The sequence below is a fragment of the Micromonospora musae genome, assembly GCF_003626635.1.
In the GTDB taxonomy this organism is placed as follows: domain Bacteria; phylum Actinomycetota; class Actinomycetes; order Mycobacteriales; family Micromonosporaceae; genus Micromonospora; species Micromonospora musae.
On record NZ_RAZT01000002.1, the window covers coordinates 596,084 to 622,184 of the forward strand.

A 26,101-nucleotide genomic window follows, 5' to 3' on the forward strand; every position below is an offset into this window, starting at 1 on the left:
GGGGAGGACATCGTGTCCGACCTGCCCCTGATCCAAGCGGATCGCGCCGTGGAACCGCCGGCCGCGACCACCAACCGTGGTCGCGGCCGCCGGCTACGGCTCCTGTCCGGCACCGACCGCGTGGTGATCACGCTGATGGTGCTCATTCCACTGCTGCTGGTCACCGCCCTGGTATGGCTGCCGGCGCTGGCCACCGTGGTGCTCTCCGGCACCGACTGGGACGGCATCGGCCCGCTGGCCGACATCGACTTCGTCGGCGGACGCAACTACGGCGACGTGCTGACCAACTACCCGCCCTTCGTCCCGGCCGTGCAGCACAACCTGCTCTGGCTCGCAGTGCTCTTCCTGGTGGCCACCCCGTTCGGCATGTTCCTGGCCGTACTGCTCGACAAGGAGCTGCGCGGCAGCCGCTTCTACCAGACCGCGCTCTACCTGCCGGTGGTGCTCTCACTGGCGCTCATCGGCTTCGTCTGGCAGCTCATCTACTCCCGCGACCAGGGCCTGCTCAACGCGGTGCTCGGCACCGACGTCGACTGGTACGGCGACCCGGGGGTGAACATCTGGGCGGTCATGCTCGCCTCCGGCTGGCGACACGTCGGCTACATCATGCTGCTCTACCTGGCCGGGCTGAAGGGCGTGGACCCGTCGCTGCGCGAGGCCGCGGCCGTCGACGGCGCCTCGGAGGCGAAGAGCTTCTTCCGGGTGATCTTCCCGGTGCTGCGCCCCATCAACATCATCGTCCTGGTGGTCACCGTGATCGAGTCGCTGCGCGCGTTCGACCTGGTCTGGGTCGTCAACAAGGGACGCAACGGACTGGAGCTGCTCTCCGCCCTGGTCACCCAGAACGTGGTGGGCGAGGCGAGCCGGATCGGCTTCGGCTCCGCGCTGGCGACGATCATGCTGGTCGTGTCGCTGGTCTTCATCACCATCTACCTGGTCACCGTGATGCGGGGGGAGGACCGATGAGCACCGGCACCCTGACGCGGCCACCGGCCGCCGAACAGGCCCGACCGACACGCCGCCGCCCCACCCCACAGCGGGTGGTGCTGCACGTCTTCCTCGCCGCGGTGGCGATCGGCTGGCTCTTCCCGGTCCTCTGGGCCGTGCTCACCTCGCTGCGGTCGTACGAGTACACCGCCAGCCACGGGTACGTCTCGTTCGGCGGCTGGACCATCGACAACTACGTCACGGCGTGGCAGACCGCCGAGTTCGGCAAGCACTTCCTCAACTCGGTCTACATCACCGTCCCCGCGGTGCTGCTGACCCTCTTCCTCGCCTCCTGCGTGGCCTTCGTCATCGCCCGGTTCAGCTGGAAGATCAACCTGGTGCTGCTCGGCCTCTTCACCGCGGCCAACCTGCTCCCCCAGCAGGCCCTGCTCATCCCGCTGTTCCGGCTCTTCACGCAGGTGCCGCTGCCGGAGTTCATGAGCGACTCGGAGCTGCTCTACGACAGCTACTGGGGCCTGATCCTGATCAACGTCGCGTTCCAGTGCGGCTTCTGCGTCTTCGTGCTCAGCAACTACATGAAGGCGCTGCCACGCGACCTGTACGAGGCCGCGATGGTCGACGGTGCGAGCATCTGGCGGCAGTACTGGCAGGTGACCATGCCGTTGTGCCGGCCGGCCCTGGCCGCGCTCGCCACGCTCGAGGTCACCTGGATCTACAACGAGTTCTTCTGGGCCACGGTGCTCATGCGCACCGGCGACAAGTTCCCCGTGACCAGCTCGCTGAACAACCTGCGCGGCGAGTTCTTCACCGACAACAACCTGGTCTCGGCCGGCAGCGTGCTGGTCGCGATCCCTACTCTGGTGATCTTCTTCCTGCTCCAGCGGCACTTCGTCCGGGGCCTGACCTTGGGGGCCAGCAAGGGATGAGCGTTCTCCACCTGCGCCGCGCGCGGACCAGCCTGGTGCTCGACGCGCGCGGTCCGGGGCTGCCCCGGCTCGTGCACTGGGGCGGCGACGTCGGCGACCTCGACGACGACGGCCTGCGCCAGCTCGCCGACGCCACGGTGCCGCCGGTGGTGCCCAGCAGCTTCGACGCCCCGACGGTGCTCTCCCTGCTGCCCGAGGCGAGCGCCGGTTGGAGCGGCCGGCCGGCGCTGGCCGGGCACCGCGACCGCGCCGACTGGTCCACCGCGTTCCGGTTGGACCGGCTGGACGTCGACGACCCGTCGGACGTCGCGGCGCCCGCCCGGGTCGACGTCCACGCCGGCGACCCCGACGCGGGGCTGTCGCTGACCGTCGAGCTCACCCTGGACCCGACCGGGCTGGTGCTGCTGCGACACCGGCTGCGCAACGACGGCGCGAGCCCGTACGAGCTGCGCGAGCTGACGCCGGTGCTGCCGGTGCCGGCGGTCGCCACCGAACTGCTCGACCTGACCGGCCGGTGGTGCCGGGAGCGCTCACCGCAGCGGCACCCGTGGCCGGTGGGCACCTGGGTCCGGGAGGGCCGGCACGGGCGTACCGGCCACGACGCCACGCTGCTCCTGGTCGCCGGTACGGCCGGCTTCGGCTTCGGCAGCGGCGAGCTGTGGGCGGTGCACACCGCGTGGAGCGGCGACCACGTGACCTTCGCCGAGCGGCGCCCCACCGGCACGGCGACGCTCGGTGGCGGCGAACTGCTCACCCCGGGCGAGGTGGTGCTCGGCCCCGGCGAGTCGTACGCCACGCCGCTGCTCTACGCGGCCTGGTCCGACACCGGGTTGGACGGGCTCAGCGACGTCCTGCACACCCACCTGCGGGCCCGCCCGCGGCACCCCCGCACCCCGCGACCGGTCACCCTCAACGTCTGGGAGGCGGTCTACTTCGACCACGACCTGGACCGGCTGCGCGCGCTCGCCGACCAGGCGGCCGAGGTCGGCGTCGAACGGTTCGTGCTGGACGACGGCTGGTTCCGGGGCCGGCGCGCCGACACCGCCGGGCTCGGCGACTGGTACGTCGACGAGGGCGTCTGGCCCGACGGCCTGCACCCGCTGATCGAGCACGTCACCAAGCTCGGGCTCCAGTTCGGTCTCTGGGTCGAGCCGGAGATGGTCAATCCGGACTCGGACCTGTTCCGCGACCACCCCGAGTGGGTGCTCGCCACCCCCGGACGGCTGCCCCTGTCGTGGCGCAACCAGCAGGTGCTCGACCTGGCCCAGCCCGGGGCGTACGCGTACCTGCTGGAGCGGCTGGACGCGCTGCTCACCGAGCATCCCGGGATCAGCTACCTGAAGTGGGACCACAACCGGGACCTCGCCGAGGCGGGCCACCACGGCCGGCCCGGGGTGCACGCGCAGACCGAGGCGGTCTACCGCCTCCTCGACGAGCTGCGCCGCCGCCACCGGAGCGTGGAGATCGAGAGCTGCGCCTCCGGCGGTGCCCGGGTCGACCTGGAGATCCTCGCCCGTACCGACCGGGTCTGGGCCAGCGACTGCAACGACGCCCTGGAGCGGCTCGCCATCCAGCGCTGGACGGGGCTGCTGCTCCCGCCGGAGCTGGTCGGCAGCCACATCGGCCCGGAGCGCTCGCACACCACCAACCGGGTGCACGATCTCGGTTTCCGGGCCGCGGTGGCGTTCTTCGGCCACTACGGCATCGAGTGGGACATCGCCTCGATCAGCCCGGTGCAGCGCGCCGAGCTGGCCTCCTGGGTGGCGCTGCACAAGCGGCTGCGCCCGCTGCTGCACACCGGCCGTACGGTCCGGGTGGAGCACCCCGATCCGGCGGTCTGGGCACACGGCGTGGTCGCCCCCGACGGCTCCCGGGCGGTGTACGCGGTCAGCCGGCTGACCACCTCCGTGGCCCAGGTTCCGGGCGCGCTCCGGCTGCCCGGCCTGGACCGGCGACGCCGCTACACGGTGCGGCCGGCCGAGGGCGTACCGGCGCCGGCGACGATGCAGCGGACCGAGCCGGGCTGGCTGCCGACCGGGGTGACCCTCACCGGGGCCGCGCTGGGCAGCGTGGGCCTGCAGCTGCCGGCCCTGCACCCCGAGCAGGCGCTGTTGCTGGAGGCCAGCGCGGTCGACTGATTTTTTTCGAAGAATCTCGGCCGGGTATGTCGAGACGGCGGGCCGCTGCTTCTACCTCAGGGTGAGAGCACCGAGAATGAGGTGCGCAGGCGTGAGGAGCCGACCGTGAAGTACATGTTGCTGATGCAGTTCAGCGCCGCCGGGACCGAGTTCCCCCCGATCGGGACGTGGACGCCGGAGGAGATCCAGGCGCACATCGCCTTCATGGGCGACGTCAACGCCAAGCTGATGGCGGACGGGGAGTGGGTGCAGGGCGAGGGGCTCGGCGGCCCGGAGCAGACCCGGATCGTCCGGGCCGGCGAGGGCGGCGTGCCGGTGGTGACCGAGGGGCCGTTCCCGGAGACGAAGGAGTTCCTCGCCGGCTGGTGGATCGTCGACTGTGAGAACCCCCGACGGGCCGCGGAGATCGCCGCGTTCATCTCCACCGCCCCCGGCCCGGGTGGCCGCCCACTGAACATGCCGATCGAGGTGCACCCGGTGATGTCCGCCCCGCCGCAGGAGCTGTGACGGCTGGCCACCATCGACCGACGCACCGAGGACCTGCTGCGCGAGCTGGCGCCGCAGGTCCTCGGCGTGCTCGCCCGGCGCTTCGGTGACTTCGCCGCCGCCGAGGACGCCGTCCAGGAGGCGCTGCTCGCCGCGACCGTCCAGTGGCCGGACGAGGGGGTGCCGACGAACCCGCGTGGCTGGCTGATCCAGGTCGGGTACCGGCGGATGATCGAACTGGTCCGCGCGGAGACCGCCCGGCGCGGCCGGGAGGAGCTGGTGGCGCGGCGCGAGCCGGACGACCGGCGGGCGGCCCCGGCCGCGGACGAGCAGCTGCTCGCCGAGCGGGACGACACCCTGATTCTGCTCTTCCTCTGCTGCCATCCGGCGCTCTCCCCCACCTCGGCCATCGCGCTCACCCTGCGTGCGGTCGGCGGCCTGAGCACCGCCGAGATCGCCCACGCGTTCCTGGTCCCGGAGGCCACGATGGCCCAGCGCATCAGCCGCGCCAAGCAGCGGATCAGGGACTCCGGCCTGCCGTTCCGGATGCCCGACGACGCCGACCGCGGTCAGCGGCTGGCCGCCGTCCGGCACGTGCTCTACCTGATCCTCACCGAGGGGCACACCAGCAGCGCCGGGCCGGAGCTGCGTCGGGTGGACCTCTCGGCGGAGGCGATCCGGCTGACCCGGGCGCTGCACGACCGGCTGCCCGACGACAGTGAGACGGCCGGGCTGCTGGCGCTGATGCTGCTCACCGAGGCGCGCAGCCCGGCGCGTACCGGGCCGTCGGGTGAGCTGATCTCCCTGGCCGAGCAGGACCGCAGCCGGTGGGACGCGACGGCCATCGCCGAGGGCGTCGCGCTGGTCACCCACGCGCTGCCCCGCGGGCCCGTCGGGCCGTACCAGCTCCAGGCCGCCATCGCCGCGCTGCACGACGAGGCGCCCTCGGCCGAGCGCACCGACTGGCCGCAGATCCTCGCCCTGTACGAGGTGCTCGAACGGCAGTCGGGCAGCCCGGTGGTGGCGCTCAACCGCGCGGTGGCGACCGCCATGGTGCACGGGCCGGAAGCCGGCCTGGCCGCCCTGGCCGGGCTCGCGGACGATCCCCGGCTGGCCGGGCACCACCGGTTGCACGCCGCCCGCGCCCACCTGTACGAGATGGCGGGCGAGCGCGACCGCGCGGTCGCCGACTACCGGGCGGCGGCGGGCCGGACGAACAGCCTGCCCGAGCAGCGGTACCTGACCATGCGGGCCGCCCGGCTGGCCACGGTGGAGACCGCACCGAACGACGAGTGACGAGGTACGACATGGCGTACGTCCTGCTGGGCATCGCGATCGCGGCCGAGGTGATGGCCACCAGCCTGCTCAAGGCCACCGAGGGGTTCACCCGGCTCTGGCCGACCCTGGCCTGCCTCGGCGGCTACGGGCTGGCGTTCGTGCTGCTGTCGCAGGCGGTGAAGCAGATCCCTGTCGGCGTCGCGTACGCCCTCTGGTCGGGGTTGGGGACCGCCACGATCGTCGCGATCGGCGCGGTCTTCCTCGGTGAACCGGTCGGTGCGGTGAAGCTCGTCGGCATCGCATTGATCATCGCGGGGGTGGTGATCGTGAACCTGAACGGCGCTCACTGACCCGGATCGGCGATTCACCCCAAACCGGAACGTAGGGTTGATCCCGGCCCGACCGGGTATCCGGGGATGATCCGCCGGTGGGTAAGGAGGGCTGCCACATGGTCAGCGTTGGCTACACCCTGTTGTGCGAGCAGGCCGGGCCGAAGGAGCTGGTCGACCACGCGATACGGGCGGAGGCGGCCGGCTTCGACCAGCTGGTGATCTCCGACCACTACTACCCCTGGCTGGACTCGCAGGGCCACTCCCCGTACGCCTGGTCGGTGCTGGGCGCGGTGGCGCACGCCACCAGTCGGGTCGAGCTGATGTCGTTCGTCACCTGCCCGCTCCGCCGCTACCACCCGGCCGTGGTAGCCCAGAAGGCCAGCACCGTCGGGCTGCTCTCCGACGGCCGGTTCACCCTCGGCCTCGGCGCGGGCGAGAACCTCAACGAACACGTGGTCGGCGAGTGGCCACACGTGCAGCAGCGGCACGAGATGTTCGAGGAGGCGCTGCAGATCATCCGCCCGCTGCTCAACGGCGAGACGCTGACCTTCTCCGGCAACCACTTCGAGGTGCCCGACGCGTACGTCTGGGACCGCCCGGAGACCCCGGTGCCGATGGCGGTCGCCGCCTCCGGTCCGCAGTCGGCCAGCCTCGCCGCCGAGTACGGCGACGGCCTCATCGCCACCGAGCCCGATCCGCAGATCATCCAGCTCTACGAGGACGCGGGCGGCGGCGGGCGCAACCGCTACGGCCAGCTGATGGTCTGCTACGGCCCGGACGAGGCCGAGTGCCGCAAGCTCGCACACGAACAGTTCCGCTGGTTCGGGATGGGATGGCGGGTGATGCCCGACCTGCCCAACCCGGGGTCGTTCGCCGCCGCCACCCAGTTCGTCCGCGAGGAGGACGTGGCGCAGGGGATCACCTGCGGTCCGGACGTCGACCGGCACGTCGAGGCGTTCCGGGCCTTCGTCGAGGCCGGCTACACCCACGTGGCCCTCGTCCAGGTGGGTGGCGACCGCCAGCCGATGTTCCTGGACTGGGCTCAGGAACAGCTCCTGCCCCGCCTGCGCGAACTGTGAACCGGTCGACGACGAAGCGCCCGACGGAGGGATTGCGGTGCGAATCGGCAATGTGGAGGTCCGCCCGCTCGGCGGTGGGCTCGGCTGCCTGCTGATGATCCTCTTCTCGGTGCTCGCCTCGGTGCTGCTCACCGTCCTGGTCAACGTGCTGCTCTGACCCGTGCGGTCGGCCGGGTCGGTCCGTGACGCGCCACGGCGGGGCGCGGGCCGGCAGGCGGTCAGGCGGGCTTCAGCTCCACCTCGGCGACCAACGGGTAGTGGTCCGAGGCGTGCTCCGCGACGCCACCCCGGACCACCCGGACCTCCCGCACCCGAGCGGCCAGCGCCGGGGAGCCGAGCAGGTAGTCCAGCCGCATCGCGACGAACTCCGCCCCGCCGTGCCAGGTCGGCACGGTGTGCCCGTCGTCCGGCCCGCCGAAGGCCCGTTGCAGGTCGACCAGGCCCGCGCCGAGCAGCACGCCCACCGCCCGGGTGTCCGCCGTGCGCCCGTCGCGGCGCAGGTGCCGGCGGCGGTACCTCGGCTGGAGCCGGCTCAGCTGCTCGGTGTGGTCCGTCGCCGGGTCCAGCGCGTTCAGGTCGCCACCGACCACGGTCAGCTCACCCGGCGCCCGCCGGACGGCGCGTACCAGCCAGTCCACCTCGACCCGCCGCCAGCCGCCCGAGTACGGGGTCAGATGCGCACCGAGCACGGTGAGCGCCCCCGCGTCGGTGCCGAGCACGACCCGGCCCGCCGCGTGGTGGAACGGCCGACGCAACGGGGCCGCCGCGAGCGTACGCAGCGGTGGGCGGACGAGCACCGCCACCGGCTGTCCCAGGCAGCTGGGCGCCCGGTGCGGGCGCAGGCCCAGCCGGTCGGCGAAGCCGGCCAGCACCCGGTCGTCGAAGCCGCGCAGCTCCTGCAGGAGCAGCACGTCCGGCCGCTGCGCGTCGATCAGCTCGACGATCTCGTCCCGCCGGTCGGAGCCGTCGCCGTCCCGACCACCGGTGCGGATGTTCCAGGTCATCACGCGCAGCACGATTCACTCCGTTCGGACGGCCCTGACCAGCTCGTCGTCGAGGGTGTGCACGTCCTCCGCCTCGATGCTCGGCCGGTTGCCCTCGTGCACGTCGGCGTTGGGCCGGATGACCCAGTACAGCAGGCCGATCCAGAGCGCGCTGAGCAGGATGGCGCCCATGAAGTCGGTGGGGTGGTGCATGCCCCGGTAGATCCGGGAGGTGGCCACCCCGAGCGGCATGAGCACGGCGAGCGCCACGGTCAGCCACCGCCACCACCGGTCGGTGCGGGCCATGACCAGCACGGCGATCGCCGCGTAGAGGCAGATCGTGGCGGCGATGTGACCGGACGGGAACGACGACGTCGGCATCGGCCCGTCCAGGTTCTCCACCGGCGGGCGGGGCCGGTCGACCGCGTGGGCGCTCGCCAGGAAGAGGCTCAGCTCGCCGAACATGGCCAGCGCCACGAAGAGCACGGGCCGCCACCGTCGCCACACGGCGAGCACCAGCGGGCAGAACACCAGCGAGACGAGCAGGACCGCGTGGGTGTCGCCGAACTTGCTCCACCACCAGCTCAGCTCGGTCAGCGCCGGGGTGTGCCGCTGTGCGAACCAGCGCGGCACCTCGGCGTCGAGGGTGGCCAGGAACGACCCGCCGGCGTGGTAGCTGACGTACATGCCGAAGCCGTAGAGCGCCCCGAAGACCAGCACCCACCCGACGAGGAGTTCGGCCACGGCCGAGCGGGGGTGCTCCAGCACGTGCTCCTCGGCCGGGGCGGGGGCGATGTCGTGCCCCACCTCGGGCTCCAGCCCCTCCGCCAGCGGTGGCGCCGGCCGGCCCCGCTCGCGCCGCCACAGCCGGAAGGCGTACGCGGTCATGCCGAGCCAGGCCGCGCCGAGCAGCCACCCGGCGAGCACGTCGGAGACGAAGTGCACGCCGAGCGCGATGCGGGTCAGCCCGATGAGGGCCACCAGCGCGGCGACCACGGCGATGGCGGGCCGACGCCAGCGGGGCGCCAGCGCCGGGAGGAAGACCAGCAGCAGCGCGCCGTACGCCACGAACGATCCCAGGGCGTGCCCGCTGGGGAAGCTGTTGCCGGGTGCGCTGGCCACCGGCACGTCGACGATCGGCCGGAGCCGGCCGACCAGCGTCTTCAGCGACGGGTCGAGGATCAGCCCGCCCACCCCGGTGACGATCAGGTAGACGGCCAACCGGGGCTGCCGGCGGATGAGCAACCCGACCACGGCGATGGTGACCAGCCAGATCAGGACCGGTCGTCCACCGAGGTCGGTGACCGCCTGGAGCACCGTGACCACGGGGCCGTGCGGCGCGACGAGGTCGTTGAACCACTCCGCTACCGCACGGTCCGCGCTGTAGAGCGGGCTCCACCGGAACCGGACCAGCATGAGCAGCAGTCCGAACGCGACGCCGGCGCCGGTGACCAGCGCCAGCCCGGCGACGCTCCGCTCGGCGAAATGTCCGACAGGTCGCCGCAGCACCGATCTGACCGCCGTCACCCCGCACCTCCCTGGTCGCTCTGGGAGGCGGCTTTACCCGGTTCGCGCGACGCCTACACCGCGGGTTTGCGCGGGCGGCGGGGCGCCCGAGGTCGAGGCGCGGACGGGGGCGCAGCGGCGGCGGGCCGCGACGGGGTTCCCGAAACGGACGTCTCGGCGCGTACCGTCTCCGGCTCCCACAGGTCCGGCTCGGCCGGCTCCCGCACACCGATGCGCAGCGCCTCCAGCTGCGCGGCGAACGCGAGCCCGCCGAAGAGCGCCATGCCGGTGAGGTTGGCCCAGAGCAGCAGCGCCATCATCCCGGTCAACGCGCCGTACGTCTGGCCGAACGCGTCGCTGAAGTTGACGTACGCGGCCAGCAGCAGGCTGGCCAGCCACCAGAGCGCGGTCGCGATGCCGGCGCCGAAGAAGAGCCAGGAGAGTCCGGGTTGCCGGCGTCGGGGCGCGTGGCGGAAGAGCACGGCCACCGCGAGCACGGTCAGCGCGAGACTGAGCGGCCAGCGGATCACGTCCCAGCCGCCGTGCACCCACTCGCCCCAGGCGTAGTGCCGCTGCACCGAGTCGCCCATCGGGCCGCCGCCCACCAGGATCAGGAACCCGGCCAGCGCCGGGACGCCGGCGGTCACCGCGAGGACCGCGGCCCGCAGGTACTTCCGCAGGGCCGGCCGGTCCCGCTCCACGCCGTAGATCCGGTTTGCGCCACGCTCGATCTGCGCCATGCTGGTGGTGAGCGTGACCAACCCGGTGAGCAGGCCGAGGGTGAGTGCCAGTTCGCCGGCGTCCTCGGTGCTCTCCCCCTCGCCGAGCAGCTCGGCCACGACCGGCTCGCTCGCCCCGGGGGTCACCGCCAGCACCGTGTCGGCGACCACCCGCCCGCCCTCCTCCACGCCCAGCTCGCTGATCAGACCGGTGAGCGCGATCAGGAACGGCACCACGGCGAGGCAGAGCTGGAGCGCGAAGGCGCGGGAGTGGCTGAACCCGTCGCCGTAACGGAACCGGATGAAGGCGTCCCGCAGCAGGTGCCAGCCGCCCTGCCGGCGCAGCGTGTGCCAGGCGTCGTCGGCGGAGAGCTCCTCGTCGGCCATGAGGCGGGTCTCCGGCACGATCCGGGTACTACTCACGGCGCGCCTCCTCGACCAGCTGCTCACCCCGCTCGGCGGCACGGTCCGCGTCGACGGCGAGGTCCCGCGCCCGTTCGGGCTGCGGTACGCACAACCAGAGCGCCTTCGGCCGGATCACCGCGCGCAGCCGCCGGCCGGGGGCGATGAGGTCACCGTCGAGTTCCCGAGGCTGGGCCCGGCTGGCGGTGACCAGCACCCGCCGGCCGCGGAAGACCTCCATCCTCGGCACCCTCCCCCGGCGTCTCATCACGGCCCAGCCGAGGGAGAGCCAGTCCCGCAGGGAGCGCGGGGTGAGCACGGCGACGTCGAGCCAGCCGTCGTCCGGTTCGGCCTCGCTGAGCAGCCGGATGCCGCCCTGCAGCCGGCCGACGTTGGCGACCAGCACCGAGCGGGCGCGGCGGCGCACCGGGGGTCGGTCGTCGACCCGGATCGACACCCGCATCGGGCGGTCCCGCAGGTGCCGCGCGGCGCCCACGACGTACGCGGGCCAGCCGATCCGCGCCTTGGTCGCCTCGCTGGTGGCGGCGAGCATCTGGGCGTCGAAACCCATGCCGGCCATCACGGTGAAGTAGCGCCCGTCGACCTCACCCACGTCGAGCCGTCGGCGGCCGCGTTCGACGGCGACCTGCAGCCCGGCGGCGAGGTCGGTGGAGAGTCCGAGGTTGGCGGCGAGGAGGTTGCCGGTGCCCTGGGGCAGGACGGCGAGGGCCACGTCGGTGCCGACCAGCGCGCTGACGCAGGACATGACGGTGCCGTCGCCGCCGCAGGCGAAGACCACCTCGACGCCGGCCTCGACGGCCGCCTCGGTCTGGCCCCGGCCCGGGTCCTCGACGCTGGTCTCGTACCAGAGCGGCTCGGGCCAGCCGGCGGCGGCGAGGGCGTCGTTCACCGTACGGCGCAGCCTCGCCAGGTCGGCCACCTTGACCGGGTTGACCACGACGGCGGAGCGCAGCCCGCCGTCGTCACGCGCGGGCCGCGCACGCCGTCCAGCATTCACGGCGTCAGTTTGCAGCAACCGGCGTCGTTCGGCGAGCCGTGTCGGCGTCCGCGTCGCAAGCGCCACAGAGAGGTTTGCGACGGCCCACCGCCGCCCGAGCGCCCTGCCGGCCCGCGGCCGAACCGCCGGAGCGGCTCGGACCCGGGTCGGGCCGGCGGGTCGGCCGTCCGGGACGCCGTTTCAGGCGGCGGTACGCAGCGCCTGCTCCACCCGGCGGCGCAGGTCGTCGAGGTCGGCGCCGGCCTCGGTGAGCACCAGCGCCGCCAGTCCGTGACCCTCGCGGAGCAGGCCGAGCAGGATGTGTTCGCTGCCGATGTGGTGGTGCCGCAGCCGGATCGCCTCCCGCAACGACAGCTCCAGAACCTTCTTCGACCGCGGCGAGAACGGGCCGCCGGAGTAGCGGCGCCGGCCCCAGCGGCGGCGCGGCTCCGGCATCGCCTCGCGCAGCGCGTCGGGGCCGAAGGTCTGCTCGACCCGGGCCACGATGGCGGCCAGGTCGATGCCGATCTCGCGCAGCGCCGCCGCGTCGGCGTCGCCGAGGCCGACACCGCCGGTCTCGACGTGCCGGCGGATGCGGGCCCGCAGGTCGCCGGCGTCGAGGCCGACCTCGGCCAGGATCCGGCGGGCGAGGCTCGCCTCGTCGGCGAGCAGGGCGAGCAGCAGGTGCTCGGTGCCTACCGGCCGTTGCCCCTCGGCTCGGGCCTCGTCCCGCGCCCGGCGGACGATGTCGCGGGCGCGGTCGGTGAACCGTTCGAACATCACGCCTCCCAGGAGGTGGGGACCGCGGGTCGCCCGCCGTGCTTCTTGTGGACCGCCTGCCGGCTGACCTCGAGCGAGTCGGCGATCTCCTGCCAGGACCAGCCCTGTCGGCGGGCGTTGTCGACCTGGACCACCTCCAGCCGCTCGAGCAGCCGGCGCAGCGCGCGGACGGCGCGCAGCCCGACCCGGGGGTCGGCGCTGCCGGCGGCCGCCGCGAGTTCCGTCGCCTGACTCATGCTGTCAACGTACGTTGACAGGGCAACCCTGTCAACCCATGTTGACATTCCGGCGGCGAACCGACCCGCCACCCACCGTCGCGCGACTACCCTCGGGGACGAGGGAGCGTGGTCGTGCCGGGCGCGACGCCCGGGAGGTGATGTCCGATGACCGCAGCCACCGAACGGCCGGTACTGGTCGGCCTCGGCTCGGACCGCAACCTCGCGATGGTGCCGCTCGCCGCCCAGGAAGCCGTCACGCACGGCCGGCCGCTGCACCTGGTGCACGCCTTCGACTGGCGCACCGCCTTCGAGGCGGAGACCGTGGCCGCGCCACGCGACGAGGCCGAGGACCTGCTCGCCCGGGCCAACGACCTGGCCCGCGACGTCGAGCCGGAGCTCACGGTCACCGGCGAGATCGTCGAGGGGCCTCGGATCCCCATCCTGCTGCGCCGCTCCCAGCAGGCGTTCCTCCTCGTCGTCGGCGACGGCGGCATGGGCACCTGCGGCGACTGCGTACCGTCCGAGGCGCCCGCCGTGCAGTTCGCCGCCCAGGCCAGCTGCCCCGTGCTGGTGACCCGCCGCGAACCGCCGCCGCAGGGCCCCGTACTGATCGGCGTGGACGGCTCACCCAGCTCCTACCAGGCCCTGGAGTGGGCGTTCGAGTGCACGAAACGGCGCGGCAGCCGGCTGCTCGCCCTGCGGGTGGTGGAGCCCGACGAGGAGGACGAGGAGATCTCCCGGCAGCTCGTCGAGGCCGTCGACCGGTACGCCGGTCGACACCGCGAGGTGCCCGTCGAATGCCACACCATCCGCGGCGCCCCGGAGACCGTACTCGTCGAACAGTCACGCTCGGCGCAGGTGACGGTGGTCGCGCCGCGCGGCGACGAGCCGGGCCGGGGCATGCTCGGTGCGGTCGCGCAGGCCCTGCTCTACCACGCGCCGTCGCCGGTGATCATCGTCCGCGGCATGACCGACACCGCCCCCCAGGGGGCATGACGTCCGCCCGGCGGAACCGACGGCCGCCCCGCGCGCCGGTCGTGCCGCCACCAGGAGATGCGCTTCCGGATGCAGCACTCCCCGAACCGCGAGAGGCTCAGTCACCATGGACACCGCTCTCGACACGCAGAGCCCGCTGACCGAGGACGAGCTGCGCCGGCTGGACGCGTACTGGCGGGCGGCCAACTACCTCACCGTCGGGCAGATCTACCTGCTGGACAATCCCCTGCTGCGGGAGCCGCTCACCGCCGAGCACCTCAAGCCCCGGCTGCTCGGCCACTGGGGCACCAGCCCCGGCCTGAACCTGCTCTACGCCCACCTCAACCGCGTCATCGTCGAGCGCGACCTGAACGCCATGTTCATCACCGGACCGGGTCACGGCGGCCCGGCGATCGTGGCGAACACCTGGCTCGAGGGGAGCTGGACCGAGCGCTACCCCGCCGTCGGCCGCGACGAGGCCGGCATGCGCCGACTGTTCCGGCAGTTCTCCTTCCCCGGCGGCATCCCCAGCCATGTGGCCGCGGAGGTGCCGGGCTCGATCCACGAGGGCGGCGAGCTGGGGTACGCGCTCAGCCACGCGTACGGCGCCGCCTTCGACCACCCCGACCTGGTGGTCGCCTGCGTGATCGGCGACGGCGAGGCGGAGACCGGGCCACTGGCCGGCAGTTGGCTCTCCAACGTCTTCCTCAACCCGGCCCGCGACGGGGCGGTCCTGCCGATCCTGCACCTCAACGGCTACAAGATCGCCGGCCCCACCGTACTGGCCCGGATCCCCGAGCAGGACCTGCTCGAACTCATGCGCGGCAACGGCTACCAGCCGTACGTGGTCGCCGGCGACGACCCGGCACGGGTGCACCGGACGCTCGCCGCCACGCTGGACCGGGCGCTCGACGAGATCGCGACCATCCAGCAGCTGGCCCGCTCCGGCGGGCCCATCGAACGCCCCCGCTGGCCGATGATCATCATGCGGACACCGAAGGGCTGGACCGGCCCGCGCGAGGTCGACGGCGCACCCGTGGAGGGCACCTTCCGCGCCCACCAGGTACCGCTCTCCGAGGTCCGCACCAATCCGGCGCACCTCGCCGAGCTGGAGCGCTGGCTGCGCAGCTACCGGCCGGAGGAGCTCTTCGACACCAACGGCGCGCCCGTCGCCGAGCTGGTCGCGCTCCCACCCGGCGGAGACCGGCGGATGAGCGCCAACCCGGTGACCAACGGCGGGCTCCTGCTGCGCGAACTCACCCTCCCCGACTTCCGTGAGTACGCCGTCGACGTACCCAGCCCGGGTGAGCCGATGGCCGGGGCCACCGGGCTGCTCGGCAACTGGATCCGCGACGTCATCGCCGCCAACCCGGAGACGTTCCGGCTCTTCGGGCCGGACGAGGTCGCCTCCAACCGGCTCGGCGCGGCGTTCGAGGTCACCGGACGGGCCTGGGTCGCCGAGACGCTCCCCAGCGACGACCATCTCTCCCCCGACGGGCGGGTGATGGAGGTGCTCTCCGAGCACCTGTGCCAGGGGTGGCTGGAGGGCTACCTGCTGACCGGACGGCACGGACTCTTCACCAGCTACGAGGCCTTCATCCACATCGTCGATTCGATGGTCAACCAGCACGCGAAGTGGCTCAAGGTCACCCGGGGCATATCGTGGCGACGTCCGCTCGCCTCGCTGAACTACCTGCTCTCCAGCCACGTCTGGCGGCAGGACCACAACGGGTTCTCGCACCAGGACCCCGGCTTCATCGACCACGTGGTGAACAAGAAGGCCGAAGTGGTCCGCGTCTACCTGCCGCCGGACGGCAACACCCTGCTCTCCACCATGGACCACTGCCTGCGCAGCCGGCACTACATCAACGTGGTGGTGGCCGGGAAGCAGCCCGCCCCGAACTGGCTGACCATGTCCGAGGCGATCCAGCACACCCGACGCGGCCTGGGCATCTGGGACTGGGCGAGCAACGACACCGGCAGCGAACCGGACGTGGTGCTCGCCTGCTGCGGCGACGTACCGACGCTGGAGACGCTGGCCGCCGCGGACCTGCTCCGCCAGCACCTGCCCGAGCTGAAGGTGCGGCTGGTCAACGTGGTCGACCTGATGCGGCTCCAGCCGCCCACCGAACACCCGCACGGCCTGCCGGACAACGAGTTCGACACCATCTTCACCGCCGACCGGCCGATCATCTTCGCCTACCACGGCTACCCGTGGCTGATCCACCGCCTCACCTACCGCCGTACCAACCACGACAACCTGCACGTACGCGGCTACAAGGAGGAGGGCACCACCACCACCCCGTTCGACATGGTGATGCTCAACGACCTGGACCGCTACCACCTGGTCATCGACGTCATCGACCGGGTGCCCGGACTGGCCGCCCGCGCCGCCCACCTGCGCCAGTACATGGTCGACAGCCGTCAGGCCTGCCGGGACTACACCCGCCGGCACGGTGAGGACGACCCCCGGGTCGCCGAGTGGCGCTGGATCCGGGAGACCGATCCGCAGCTGCGGAGCGGCTCGTGAGCGGCAACGAGATCCTGGTCGGCTACGACGGCTCCCCGGACGCGGCGGTGGCGCTGGGCTGGGCCCTGGACGAGGCGCGGCTCACCGGCCGACCGGTCCGCCTCGCGTACGTCTTCGAATGGTCGACGGTGGTCGGCTGGCTCGGCCCCGGCGTCGCCCCCGGCTTCTGGCCGGACGAGACCGCCCGCAACGAGGTCGACCAGCTGGTGCACCGGGCAGCGGCCGACGCGGCCGGCGCGCACCCGGGCCTGGACGTCACCGGTGAGGTGCTCGACGGCCCCGCCGCGCTCCTGCTCCAGGAGCGCTCGGCGGAGGCCGCGCTGCTGGTGCTCGGCAGCCGGGGGCACGGCGGCTTCGCCGGCCTCCTCGTCGGCTCCACCACCGTCACGGTCACCGCCCACGCGCACTGCCCGGTGGTGGTGGTCCGCTCCCCCGCCGGGGACGTGCCGGTCGGGTCGCCCGGCGGGCCGGTGGTGGTAGGTGTGGACGGCTCCGAGCAGTCACTCGTGGCCCTCGGCCTCGCCGCCGAACGGGCCGCCGCACGACGGGTACGGCTACGGGTGCTCCGGGCCTGGTCGCCGCAGGGGGCGGGCGACGCCGGTGGGAAGGTCGACGACGCGGTGGCGGCCGAACGCGCCGCGCTGGCGGAGTCCCTCGCGCCCTGGCGGCGCACCTTCCCGGAGCTGGACGCCACCGTCGAGGTGACCGCCGGCGCTCCCGCGTCCCTGCTGGTCGAGGCGAGCGACGGGGCACAGCTGGTCGCCGTCGGCACCCGCGGGCGGGGTGGGCTGCGCGGGATGCTGCTCGGCTCGGTGAGCCAGCAGCTCATCCAGCACGCCCGGTGCCCGGTCGCGGTCGTCCGGGAACGCTGACCCGGGTCGGGCGTCCGGGTCAGCGTTCCCGGACCGTCGTCGTGCTCGCCGATCGGAGGAACGCGGCCGATCAGACGCTCTGGACGCCGCCGACCGAAGCCAGCAGGGCCGCTTCCCGTGCCGGATCCAGGCCGACCGGCGCCCGCGCCGGACGCCCCGCCCGCGGCGGCACCGTACCCACCGCGGACAGCCACCGCCAGGTGTCCGCGACCGTCTCGAACAGCGGACGGCAGGTCAACCCGGCCGAGTGAGCCCGCTCGACGCCGCGCTCCTGCAACCACCGGTACTCGTGACCGCGCGGCACCCAGATCGGCAGGTCGATCCAGGGCGTGATCCCCGCGGCCAGGATCGGCTCGGGCGGCGTCCAGCGCAGCCGCGCCGCCGCCCCGGTGACCCGCACGCAGGCGTCGAGCAGCTCACCCATCGTGGCGTGCCCGGTGCGGCCGACCACGTTGTACGCCCCGCCGCGCCCCCGCGCGCCCTGGTCGAGCATCCAGCCGGCGAGGTCGCGTACGTCGACGTACTGCAGCGGCAGCTCGGCCGGGCCGGGGGCCAGCACGTCACCGCCCCGGTCGACGCGCCCCAACCACCACGGCAGCCGGCCGATGTCCTCGCCCGGACCGAGGATCAGCCCGGCCCGGGCGAGCAGGGCGCGCTCACCGAAGACCTCACGCACCGCCCGCTCGGCGCCGGCCTTGTTCTGCGGGTAGTCGCCCTCCTCGGCCTCCGGCGCGGCCTCGACCACCGGCGCGTCCTCACCCGATCCCGGCTCGACCGGTTCGGCGTAGACCGAGCCGCTGGAGACGTAGACGTAGTGCCCGACCGAGTCGACCAGCGCGCGAGCCGCGTCGAGGGCCACCCGGGGCGCGCCGTCCCAGGTGTCCACCACCACGTCCCACTCACCGCCGGCGAGCGCGGTCAACCCGCCGGGTTGCGTCCGGTCGCCCCGCAGCCGGTGCACACCCGGCGGCACGGCACCGTGCAGCCCCCGGTTGAACACCGTCACCGACCAGCCCCGCCGCACCCCCTCCGCGACCGTCGCCGCGCCGACGAATCCCGTACCACCCAACACCAGAAGCCGCATGTCCCCACCGTGCCCGGTCCCCGGTCGGGAATCGACGTTGTTCACGGTGGGCGTATCTGCCGACAGCAGAACCTCAGCCGTCGAGCAGTCGGCGGCAGCGGCGCAGGGCGGCCAGGGCGATGGGAGCGTCGCGCCCCTCGATGCCGGTCGCCAGCTCGCGGACGGCAGCCATCGCGCGGGCCGGCTCGCCCGCCGCCACGGCCGCCTCGGTCAGCACCAGGACCGCCTCGGCGGCCCAGGCCCAGATGCCCTTACCGCGCACCAACGCCAACGCACCGGTCGCGTGGCCGACCGCCTCCTCGGGCCGCTCGTCGAGGATCAGCCGGGCCCACGCCGAGCGTGCCTGCACCAACGGCCAGATCGCCCCGACCCGCTCGGCGGCCACGACGACCTCCCGCAGCGTCCGCTCGGCCCGCCGCACCTGCGCGCCGGTGGCCGTACGCGCGAGCACCGTGGCCAGCTCCGCCCGCGCGTCGAGCAGGGTTACCGGCATCCGCTCCGCCGCGACGATCAGCCGCTCGATCCGCTCCGCCAACCCGTCCCACCGCCCGGCGGCCCGACGAAGCGACAGCTCGGTCGCCTCCACCAGGGTCGTCAACCGCTCGTACCCGGTCTCCGCCACCAGCTCCCGGCCGGCCGTGAGCAGCGCCGCCGCCTGCTCCAGGTGCCCCGCGTGCAGCGCGCCCTGCGCCCAGTTCAGGCAGGCCCGCGCGTGTTCGCGGGGGCGGTCGGCGAGCGCCGTGGAGGCGCGCAGCTCCGAGATGACCGCCCAGGCCGCCGGGTCACCCAGCTCCAGCAGGAGCGAGGCCCGGGCGATGCGTACCGCGAGATGCGCCGCCGGGTCGCCGCTGGCCTCGGCGGCGGCCTCGGCCTCCGCACAACGGGCGAGGTGGTCGTCGACGTGCCGACCGACCACGGTGTCCGGAGCCGCCAGCACGGCGAGCGCCGGAGCCCGCCGGCGCAGGGCCCGCAGGTACGGCACCGCCCGTTCGATCTCGGTGTACCCGCGCAGCGCCTCCCCCTGCTGGCGCAGCAGCCGCCCGAGCACCAGCCCCAGCTCACCCCGGGCGCCCGGCGGCAGCCGCCGGTCGGCGAGCAGCCGTTCCAGCACCGGGATGGCGGTGGCCTGGCTCAGCCCGTCGATGGCCGACCGGCCCAGCTTGCCGGCGAGCCGGACCCGCACCGGCCGGGGCAGCTCCGCGACGTCCATCGTCTGCAGGAGGAAGCCGGCGGCGGTCGCGTCGTCGCCGCGCTCGGTGGCCAGGTCGGCGGCGGCCTCCGCGTTGCGGACGAAGTCCGCGTCACTGCCGGCCAGCCGGTAGTGGTGCGCCAACTGGGCGACCGGCCGGGGCAGCTTCTGCTCCAGCACCCGGGCGATGCGCAGGTGCAGCCACTCGCGGGTCTGCCGGGGTACCAGGTCGTAGACGACCTGCCGGGCGAGGTCGTGCCGGAACCGCAGCCCGTCCCCGGCGTCGTGCAGCAGCCCGGCCCGGTGCGCCCCGGTCAACGCCGCGGCGACGGCGGCGCGCTCCCGGCCCAGCACCGCCGCCAGGATGCGCGGGTCGGGTGCCCGGCCGAGCACGGCGGCCGCACCGAGCACCTCCCGGGTGAGCTCGTCGAGCGGGCGCAGCCGCCACAGCAGCACGTCGCGCAGGACGAACGGGACGCTGTCGTCCGCGAGCGGGTCGCCGCCCCGCTCGGCGAGAGTCCGCAGCACCTCCTCCACCACGAACGGAATGCCGGCCGTGCGGTCGAGCAGAGTGGTGGTGAGCTGTCGCGGCGGCTCACCGAGGCGCAGCGCCCCAGCGGCCAGCCGGCGTACGTCCTCGGCCCCGAGCGGACCCAGCGGAACGCGGGTGACCGACCCGGGTGGCGTACGCGCCAACGCGTCGTGGATCGGCGTGCTGCCGTCCGGCGCCGGGGGCCGGGCGGTGAGCACCACGGCCAGCCCGGCCACCGGGTGACCGCTGAGGTAGGCGAGGAAGTCGCAGGTCGCCGGGTCCGCCCAGTGCAGGTCCTCCAAGACCAGTACGGCGGGGGCCAGCCCGGCGAGCACCGCGCTGACGGCACGCAGCAGCCGGTGTCGCTCCGCCGCCGGGTCGGCCAGCGGCGGCGGCGCGGCCGGCAGCACCTCGGCGAGTTCGGGCAGCAGCGGGGCGAGGGCGCCGGCCACCGGGTTGAGCGGGCCGAGCCGGTCGGCGTGGGCCCGGACGGCGTCCAGCAGGACACCGAGCGGGAAGGGTTCGGGAACGTCGTCGCACTCGCCGATCAGGAGCTGCCCGGGCAGCGAGGCGAACAGTTCGCGGACGAACCGGCTCTTGCCGATGCCGGGCTCGCCCTCGATCAGGACCAGGCACGGCGGGGTACCGACGAGCCGGCGCAGCAGGGCCAGCTCGTCGGCGCGCCCGACGAATTCGACGGGCCCGCGCAGGCGTCCGGCGCGGTTCGGGGATGCCACCCCGCCGCCCCGCACGTCGTTCCCACCGCCGCCGGTCACCGTGTGGCGAGCACATCACCTCGGCCGGAAGCGGGGGCGGCCCGGCGGGCCGGCGGTGACCTGGGTCACGCAGCCGGCCCACCGGGCCTCGGGCCTGGGTCAAAGTCCTCGGTCGAGCCGAGGCGGAGTTCAGGCGGCGATCCGGCAAGGCGGGGCTTCGTTGGGATACCGGTGTTGTATCCGGACGAAGCCCCGACGCCGCCGGTCGTCGTCTGGGCCCGCCGCAGGCCGGCCAGGGACTTTGACCCAGGCCCTAAGGGGGTGATTCAGGACTGGACGGTGATCGGCACGCTCTTGAGCGGACCGTCGCCGTTGCGGAACTCGAGCTGCCCGACGTAGCGGACCCCGGGCTTCAGACCGGACCAGCGCAGCGTCAGCTTCGCCTTGGCCCCCGGCTGCACCGAGCGCTGCTTCGGGTCGATCGTGAGCCGGCCGGTGGAGCTGCCGGGCGCGCCCGGCAGGTAGGTGGTGACGGTGTAGCCGACGCCGTCCTGGCCGGCCGGCAGGTTCTCGACGAACTCCTGCTCGACGACGATGACGTAGTCCCCGGCGGCCGGCAGGTCCACCCGCGCGCCGCGGCGGGAGCTGACCGTGGCGGTGACGAACATACCGGCGGTGTCGTAGACGTAGGCGCTGTACTCGGTGCACGCCATCACCCCCTCCTCGTCCTCCCAGTCGATGGCCGAGCAGGCCGGCAACTGCGAGGTCACCAGCACGTGCGGGTTGCTGGTGCCGGCCGGAACGTGCACGGTGCTGCGGTACATCGAGGCGGGCAGCGGAGTCGGCAGGTTGTCCAGCGAGGACCAGTCCCAGGACGCCCCCTCGCCGCGCAGCGTGACCGCGTCGGCGGTGCCCGCGGTCAGGCCGGTGAGCTGCGAGATCAGCTTGCCCTGGAAGCCGACCTCGGTGGGGATCTTGACGCTGCCGGAGGTGCCGGCGCCGGTGATCGCGTCGGGGGCGATCAGCCCGCTGTTCTGCACGACCAGCGGGATCCGCACGTCGTGCCGGTACTGGTCGCGCCAGGTCAGCGCGCCGTCGGCCCACGTGTCGAACGCGCCGCCGCTGTTGGTGACCTCCACCGTGAAACGGGCCGTCTTACCGGGGCGGACGGTGAACTTGGCCGGGGTGACCTTCACCTTGTAACCGGCCGGCGCATCGACCGAGGCGGTGTACGTGCTGCTCCGGTCGCTGACGTTGGTGACGGTGCGGGTCACCTTCTGCTTGCCGACCATCCGGCCCAGGGCGATCGACGGGTAGTTCAACTGGACGGTGTCGATCGCACCGATCTCGTCGCAACCCTCCACGTTCGCCCCGGTCTCACTCGCCCGGTCCTCGTCCAGCCCGCACAGGTACTGCAGCCAGTCCTGCGAGGTGGAGTCGTAGACGAGGCCCGGGTCGAACGCACCGCCGGGCTGCACCTCACCGGCGCCGTAGTTCAGCGGGGTCGCGTCGTAGCTGCCGATCTTGATCGGGTTGCCCTTGTCGGTGCGGTCGACCGCGCTGGTCATCAGCGCCGAACGGACCGCCGACGGCGACCAGTCCGGGTGCTTGGCCAGCACCAGCGCGGCGATGCCGGCGATGTGCGGCGCCGCCATCGACGTACCGGACTCCAGGGCGAAGTCGTTGCCGCCGGCCGACGGCGAGAACGCCGCGACCACGTCCACGCCGGGGGCGCTGATGTCCGGCTTCAGCAGGTCACCGGCGCTCAACTTCGACGGACCCGCCGCGGAGAAGGGGGCGACGGAGGGGGCCTCGACCGTCTCCAGGGTGCTCGGCGAGATGCTCGCCGTGGCGTTGCCGCCGGCGACGTACGCGAGGACCGCCGCCGCGTCGACCTCGTCGATGTGCACGGAGGGCACGGCCTGCACGTCGGCGTTGAGGGAGTTCAACGTGTCGTTGTACATCACCATGCCGATACCGCCGGCCTGCGCGACGGCGATGCTCTTGTCGGTACGCGGGATCTCGCCGCGTAGACACATCACGATCTTGCCCTTGACCTTGGCCGGGTCCAACACGTCGTCGGCGCAGAGCTCGGCCGCGTAGGTGTTGTTCGGGTCGATCGCGCTGTCCCGCGCGGTGACCAGCGGGGCCGGTCCGACGCCGGTCTCGCCCATGCCCACACCCGCGATGGTGGTGCCGTTGCCGAGGGTGAGCTTCCGGGTGTACTGCTGGTCGGTGGCGGTCGCGGCCACCGTGGTCACCCACGGGCTGGAGTTGTCGACGGTGCTCGGCGTCGGACCGGCGTTGCCGGCGGCCGCCGACACGAAGACCCCGGCCACGGCGGCGTTGAAGAACGCCGCGTCGATCGCGTTGAGGGTCTCGTTGTCGTCACCGACCGAGTAGTTGATCACGTCGACGCCGTCGGCGACCGCGTCGTCGATGGCGTGCACGATGTCGATCTCGCTGCCCACGGCCGAGCCGGCGCCGTCGTCGTAGAGCGCCTTGTAGACCGCGAGCCGGGCGGCCGGCGCCATGCCGGAGATCGTGCCGAGGTCACGGCCGCCGGAGCTGGCCCGGACGCCGTTGTTGCCGGCGGCGGTGCTCGCCGTGTGGGTGCCGTGGCCGTTGCGGTCACGGGGCGAGAGGAAGTCGTCGGGGAACGCGTCGGCGATTCCGCTGTCGTTGTACCAGCGCGCCCCGATCACCTTGTTGTTGCAGGTGACCGGCGCCTCGACGCCGACGTCGCAGGCGCCCTTCCACTTGCCGTCGATGACCGCCTGGTCCGGACGCGGGCTGGGCAGCGGCGCGAAGCTCGCGCTCTCCGGCCAGAAGCCGCTGTCGATGACCCCGACGATCATGCCTTCGCCGGCCCGGTCGGTGCCGCCGAACTGCTCCCGCCACACCCCGTAGCGGCCGGTCAGGCCCAGGTAGTCCGGGGTGTGGGAGGTGAGCGCGTGCACCTTGCGGTCCGGGTAGACCGCCCGCACGCCGCTGCTGGCGCGCAGCCGGGCGGCCTGCGGCCCGGTGAGCTCCGCCACGAAGCCGTTGAACGCCGTCTCCATCGTCACCCGGGGCTTGCTGGTGACGCCCACCCCGGCCAGCACGTCGGTGCGCTCGCGGCGCAGGTGCTCCCGGTAGGCCGTGGCGCTGCCGGAGCTCCGGTTCAGCTTGCCGCCCCGGGCCGGCTTGGTCGCCGCGATCCCGGCCACGCCGCCGGTGTAGGTCGCCAACGGCTCGCCGTCGAGCTGGACGAGGTACCGGGCGGTCGGTTCGCCGCCGGTCGCCCCGGCGGCGGTGGCGGCGCCCCCAGTCATACTCGTGAGGCCGGCCGCGACCAGCGTCGCCGCGGCAAGCATGCTCACCCCGCGCCGGGTACGCCCGGCCCGTGGCAGGTTCCGTTCTGGCACGTCGTCGTCCTCCGCATCGTGTGCCGCCCGTCACGCGAACGGTGACGGTGGCCGAAACGTAGGAGCGACAGCCGATCACGCGAAAGCGGCCGCAACCCAGCCGTTACCTTGGAAACAGTCTCGTAACGTCACGGGTACTTTCCATGTCATTTGGCGGGCCGCGGGCCGCTCCGAGGGGCCGTTCAGTCACCTCCGGTCGGCCGCCGGGAGACCCGGCGCGGACCGACCGGCCCGCCCTCCACGGCGGACGTCGACGGCCCGTCCACCGCCCGTCCGCACCCCTGCCGGTGCGCCTATCGAGTAGCTGACTGTACGGAATGCTCCGGTCACCCGACGCATACGCTCCGACGTGCCTGCCCGTCCCACCAGGCACTCTTCCCGTCGGCAGCCCGAACCCGGGATCCGGGCCACCTGCTCGAATGAGGTCCGTATGACCACAGTGGTGCACGCCGCCGAGCCCGTCGTGGGCTGGCGACGACGTCTGGGGGCGATACCCGTCGTCCCGGTTCTCGTCAGCGCGTTACTGCCCGTCCTGGTGCTGAGCAGCCCGGCGGCGGCAGCCGATCTCAACATGACGGTCCGGGTGACCGTCGAACGCGTCGAGGGCCACGACTTCGGCGAGAACCCCGACTTCTACAGCTACGTGGAGATCGCCGGCGAGTCGTTCAACAACGAGGACACCCCGGCGACCGACCCGTTCGAGGACACCTACACGATCGAACCGAACTGGGAGTTCTCCAAGCAGGTCGCCCTCTCGAGCGGCACCGTCCCCATCTACCTGGAGATCCGCGACGAGGACGGCTTCCTCCGCTTCGACGACGACCTCGCCGACCTCGACCCCGACGGCGACGACCCGGACGACCCCTCGGACAACGACGACGACACCGACCAGTCACTGAGCTTCACACTCGACCTCAACGCCTGCACGGTGACCGGCGACCTGAACGGCGGCTGCGGCGTCTTCACCAGCACCGGAACGCCGGACGAGTCGGCCTCCGTCCGGCTACGGGTCGAGGTCACCGAACCCCCGGCCGCCCCGGGCATCCGGATCCGATGCCTGCACACACCGCTCTTCCCGCAGGTCGGCGACACCGTCACCATCACCGCGGAGTTCCTCGACGGCGCGCTCGCCCCGACCCGCGCCGACACGCTGGAGATCTGGGTCAACGACCGCACCGCACCCCGGACGAGCGCCTCCAACTCGCTCACCCTGACGTACAACCACACCATCACCGGCGGAGGCAGCTTCAGTTACGGCTGCCGCGGCATCGACGCCAGCGTCCCCATCTTCACCGGGTGGCGGTCGGTGGCGGCGACCGCCGGAGCCGGCGACGAGATCCAGGTGCTCTACACCGGCAGCACCTACAGCCGGGTGGACTGGGTGTTCGTCGGCGACTCCGACGACTACAGCGGCGCCGCCGACCCGCAGTTCCAGGCGGACGTACAGCAGATCATCTACAACTCGTTCTACAGCTACGACCCGTTCCTCGTGCACCAGGACGCGATGAACTTCTGGCTCCAGGTCGGCACCGGCCAGGCGGACCCGGCCGAGGACGGCTGCGACCACGAGGTACCCGACTCCGGCTGGGCCGACAGCGTGATGGTGGTGCACGTCGACTCGTTCCGCGACTGCGCCATGGGCGGCTCGAACGTCTTCTCCGGCGAGAACAACAGCTTCAACACGATCCGCCACGAGTCCGGGCACCGTCCGTTCGGGCTCGCCGACGAGTACTGCTGCGACGGTGGCTACTACCAGCAGGACGTCTTCCCGAACGTGTACGAGGAGCCGGAGGACTGCGCGGACGACGCGCCGGACCTCGGCCGTACCGCCTCGGACTGCCGGGAGTTCGAGGAGGAGATCGAGAACTGGGACGACTTCGACTGGTCGGTCTCCGACCCGGCCTCGAACGACCTGATGGTGGACAACACCACCGCGCAGGCGGCCGACACCAGACGCATCGAGTGGTACTTCGCCGAGTGCCGCGGCGCGAAGTGCTGAGGGGA

Annotated in this window: 19 protein-coding genes and 2 pseudogenes; 11 read left to right on the plus strand and 10 right to left on the minus strand. The window is 73.0% G+C overall.

All coding sequences use genetic code 11. The features are described from left to right. The first annotated feature begins 12 nt into the window (after positions 1-12). The 7 genes from D7044_RS05705 (at position 13) to D7044_RS05735 (ending at position 7,187) form a co-directional block, all read left to right on the plus strand. On the plus strand, positions 13-966 hold the full coding sequence (locus tag D7044_RS05705; RefSeq protein WP_120688187.1) for a carbohydrate ABC transporter permease: 954 nt from the start codon (positions 13-15) through the stop codon (positions 964-966). After that, positions 963-1,874 (plus strand): carbohydrate ABC transporter permease, encoded by a 912-nt coding sequence (locus D7044_RS05710; protein ID WP_120684049.1) that lies wholly within the window; start codon positions 963-965, stop codon positions 1,872-1,874. Before D7044_RS05705 ends, D7044_RS05710 begins: the two co-directional genes overlap by 4 nt. Further along, positions 1,871-4,012: an alpha-galactosidase gene (locus D7044_RS05715; protein WP_120688188.1), complete on the plus strand. Its 2,142-nt coding sequence runs from the start codon at positions 1,871-1,873 to the stop codon at positions 4,010-4,012. The genes D7044_RS05710 and D7044_RS05715 overlap by 4 nt, the downstream gene beginning before the upstream one ends. 114 nt (positions 4,013-4,126) lie before the next feature. Then, positions 4,127-4,519 carry a YciI family protein gene (locus D7044_RS05720; protein WP_233564886.1) on the plus strand — a complete coding sequence of 131 codons (393 nt, stop codon included), beginning with the start codon at positions 4,127-4,129 and terminating at the stop codon, positions 4,517-4,519. 66 nt (positions 4,520-4,585) lie between these two features. Beyond that, positions 4,586-5,794, plus strand: coding sequence for an RNA polymerase sigma factor (locus tag D7044_RS05725; protein WP_233564878.1), 1,209 nt, complete (start codon positions 4,586-4,588; stop codon positions 5,792-5,794). An 11-nt stretch (positions 5,795-5,805) separates the two neighbouring features. Continuing rightward, positions 5,806-6,126, plus strand: coding sequence for a DMT family transporter (locus D7044_RS05730; protein WP_120684042.1), 321 nt, complete (start codon positions 5,806-5,808; stop codon positions 6,124-6,126). Positions 6,127-6,224: 98 nt separating this feature from the next. Beyond that, positions 6,225-7,187 (plus strand): TIGR03557 family F420-dependent LLM class oxidoreductase, encoded by a 963-nt coding sequence (locus tag D7044_RS05735; RefSeq protein WP_120688191.1) that lies wholly within the window; start codon positions 6,225-6,227, stop codon positions 7,185-7,187. A 218-nt stretch (positions 7,188-7,405) separates the two neighbouring features. Here the strand turns inward: D7044_RS05735 and D7044_RS05740 are convergent, their stop codons facing one another. The 7 genes and pseudogenes from D7044_RS05740 to D7044_RS05765 all read right to left on the minus strand — a co-directional run bounded on the left by D7044_RS05740 (position 7,406) and on the right by D7044_RS05765 (position 12,810). After that, complete coding sequence (locus tag D7044_RS05740) at positions 7,406-8,203, minus strand: endonuclease/exonuclease/phosphatase family protein (RefSeq protein ID WP_120688192.1); 798 nt, start codon at positions 8,201-8,203, stop codon at positions 7,406-7,408. A 3-nt stretch (positions 8,204-8,206) separates the two neighbouring features. After that, positions 8,207-9,697 carry a phosphatase PAP2 family protein gene (locus tag D7044_RS05745; RefSeq protein ID WP_120688193.1) on the minus strand — a complete coding sequence of 497 codons (1,491 nt, stop codon included), beginning with the start codon at positions 9,695-9,697 and terminating at the stop codon, positions 8,207-8,209. Positions 9,698-9,750: 53 nt separating this feature from the next. Beyond that, complete coding sequence (locus D7044_RS05750) at positions 9,751-10,818, minus strand: YihY/virulence factor BrkB family protein (protein ID WP_120688194.1); 1,068 nt, start codon at positions 10,816-10,818, stop codon at positions 9,751-9,753. Continuing rightward, entirely contained in the window at positions 10,811-11,815 is a 1,005-nt protein-coding gene (locus D7044_RS05755) for a diacylglycerol/lipid kinase family protein (protein ID WP_120684032.1), read from the minus strand. The genes D7044_RS05750 and D7044_RS05755 overlap by 8 nt, the downstream gene beginning before the upstream one ends. A gap of 195 nt (positions 11,816-12,010) precedes the next feature. Further along, positions 12,011-12,202: pseudogene (locus D7044_RS33610) on the minus strand (Clp protease N-terminal domain-containing protein); the annotation flags it as partial. 186 nt (positions 12,203-12,388) lie between these two features. Further along, a pseudogene (locus D7044_RS33615) lies at positions 12,389-12,574 on the minus strand (Clp protease N-terminal domain-containing protein); the annotation flags it as partial. Beyond that, positions 12,574-12,810, minus strand: coding sequence for an HTH domain-containing protein (locus D7044_RS05765; RefSeq protein ID WP_120688196.1), 237 nt, complete (start codon positions 12,808-12,810; stop codon positions 12,574-12,576). The gene D7044_RS05765 and the pseudogene D7044_RS33615, both read right to left, overlap by 1 nt. A 147-nt stretch (positions 12,811-12,957) precedes the next feature. On the opposite strand from D7044_RS05765, the gene D7044_RS05770 reads away from it, so the two are divergent. The 3 genes from D7044_RS05770 (at position 12,958) to D7044_RS05780 (ending at position 17,169) form a co-directional block, all read left to right on the plus strand. After that, positions 12,958-13,788 carry a universal stress protein gene (locus D7044_RS05770; RefSeq protein ID WP_120688197.1) on the plus strand — a complete coding sequence of 277 codons (831 nt, stop codon included), beginning with the start codon at positions 12,958-12,960 and terminating at the stop codon, positions 13,786-13,788. A 106-nt stretch (positions 13,789-13,894) separates the two neighbouring features. After that, positions 13,895-16,297, plus strand: coding sequence for a phosphoketolase family protein (locus tag D7044_RS05775; RefSeq protein WP_120684026.1), 2,403 nt, complete (start codon positions 13,895-13,897; stop codon positions 16,295-16,297). Beyond that, positions 16,294-17,169, plus strand: a complete 876-nt coding sequence (locus D7044_RS05780) for a universal stress protein (protein ID WP_120688198.1) — start codon at positions 16,294-16,296, stop codon at positions 17,167-17,169. The genes D7044_RS05775 and D7044_RS05780 overlap by 4 nt, the downstream gene beginning before the upstream one ends. 70 nt (positions 17,170-17,239) lie before the next feature. Here the strand turns inward: D7044_RS05780 and D7044_RS05785 are convergent, their stop codons facing one another. From D7044_RS05785 to D7044_RS05795, 3 genes are all read right to left on the minus strand, one after another. Then, complete coding sequence (locus D7044_RS05785) at positions 17,240-18,253, minus strand: NAD-dependent epimerase/dehydratase family protein (protein ID WP_120684021.1); 1,014 nt, start codon at positions 18,251-18,253, stop codon at positions 17,240-17,242. A gap of 73 nt (positions 18,254-18,326) precedes the next feature. Next, positions 18,327-20,711 (minus strand): ATP-binding protein, encoded by a 2,385-nt coding sequence (locus tag D7044_RS33230; RefSeq protein WP_158609958.1) that lies wholly within the window; start codon positions 20,709-20,711, stop codon positions 18,327-18,329. A gap of 305 nt (positions 20,712-21,016) precedes the next feature. Beyond that, positions 21,017-24,097, minus strand: a complete 3,081-nt coding sequence (locus D7044_RS05795) for a S8 family peptidase (protein WP_147434592.1) — start codon at positions 24,095-24,097, stop codon at positions 21,017-21,019. Positions 24,098-24,527: 430 nt separating this feature from the next. On the opposite strand from D7044_RS05795, the gene D7044_RS05800 reads away from it, so the two are divergent. Continuing rightward, complete coding sequence (locus D7044_RS05800; RefSeq protein WP_120676817.1) at positions 24,528-26,096, plus strand: hypothetical protein; 1,569 nt, start codon at positions 24,528-24,530, stop codon at positions 26,094-26,096. Positions 26,097-26,101 lie beyond the last annotated feature (5 nt).

Bases quoted from the DNA above. Each gene is read 5' to 3' on its own strand.
- D7044_RS05710 (WP_120684049.1), top strand. From the start codon at position 963: ATGAGCACCGGCACCCTGACGCGGCCACCGGCCGCCGAACAGGCCCGA.
- D7044_RS05715 (WP_120688188.1), top strand. From the start codon at position 1,871: ATGAGCGTTCTCCACCTGCGCCGCGCGCGGACCAGCCTGGTGCTCGAC.
- D7044_RS05720 (WP_233564886.1), top strand. From the start codon at position 4,127: ATGTTGCTGATGCAGTTCAGCGCCGCCGGGACCGAGTTCCCCCCGATC.
- D7044_RS05730 (WP_120684042.1), top strand. From the start codon at position 5,806: ATGGCGTACGTCCTGCTGGGCATCGCGATCGCGGCCGAGGTGATGGCC.
- D7044_RS05735 (WP_120688191.1), top strand. From the start codon at position 6,225: ATGGTCAGCGTTGGCTACACCCTGTTGTGCGAGCAGGCCGGGCCGAAG.
- D7044_RS05765 (WP_120688196.1), bottom strand. From the start codon at position 12,810: ATGAGTCAGGCGACGGAACTCGCGGCGGCCGCCGGCAGCGCCGACCCC.
- D7044_RS05770 (WP_120688197.1), top strand. From the start codon at position 12,958: ATGACCGCAGCCACCGAACGGCCGGTACTGGTCGGCCTCGGCTCGGAC.
- D7044_RS05775 (WP_120684026.1), top strand. From the start codon at position 13,895: ATGGACACCGCTCTCGACACGCAGAGCCCGCTGACCGAGGACGAGCTG.
- D7044_RS05785 (WP_120684021.1), bottom strand. From the start codon at position 18,253: ATGCGGCTTCTGGTGTTGGGTGGTACGGGATTCGTCGGCGCGGCGACG.
- D7044_RS05800 (WP_120676817.1), top strand. From the start codon at position 24,528: ATGACCACAGTGGTGCACGCCGCCGAGCCCGTCGTGGGCTGGCGACGA.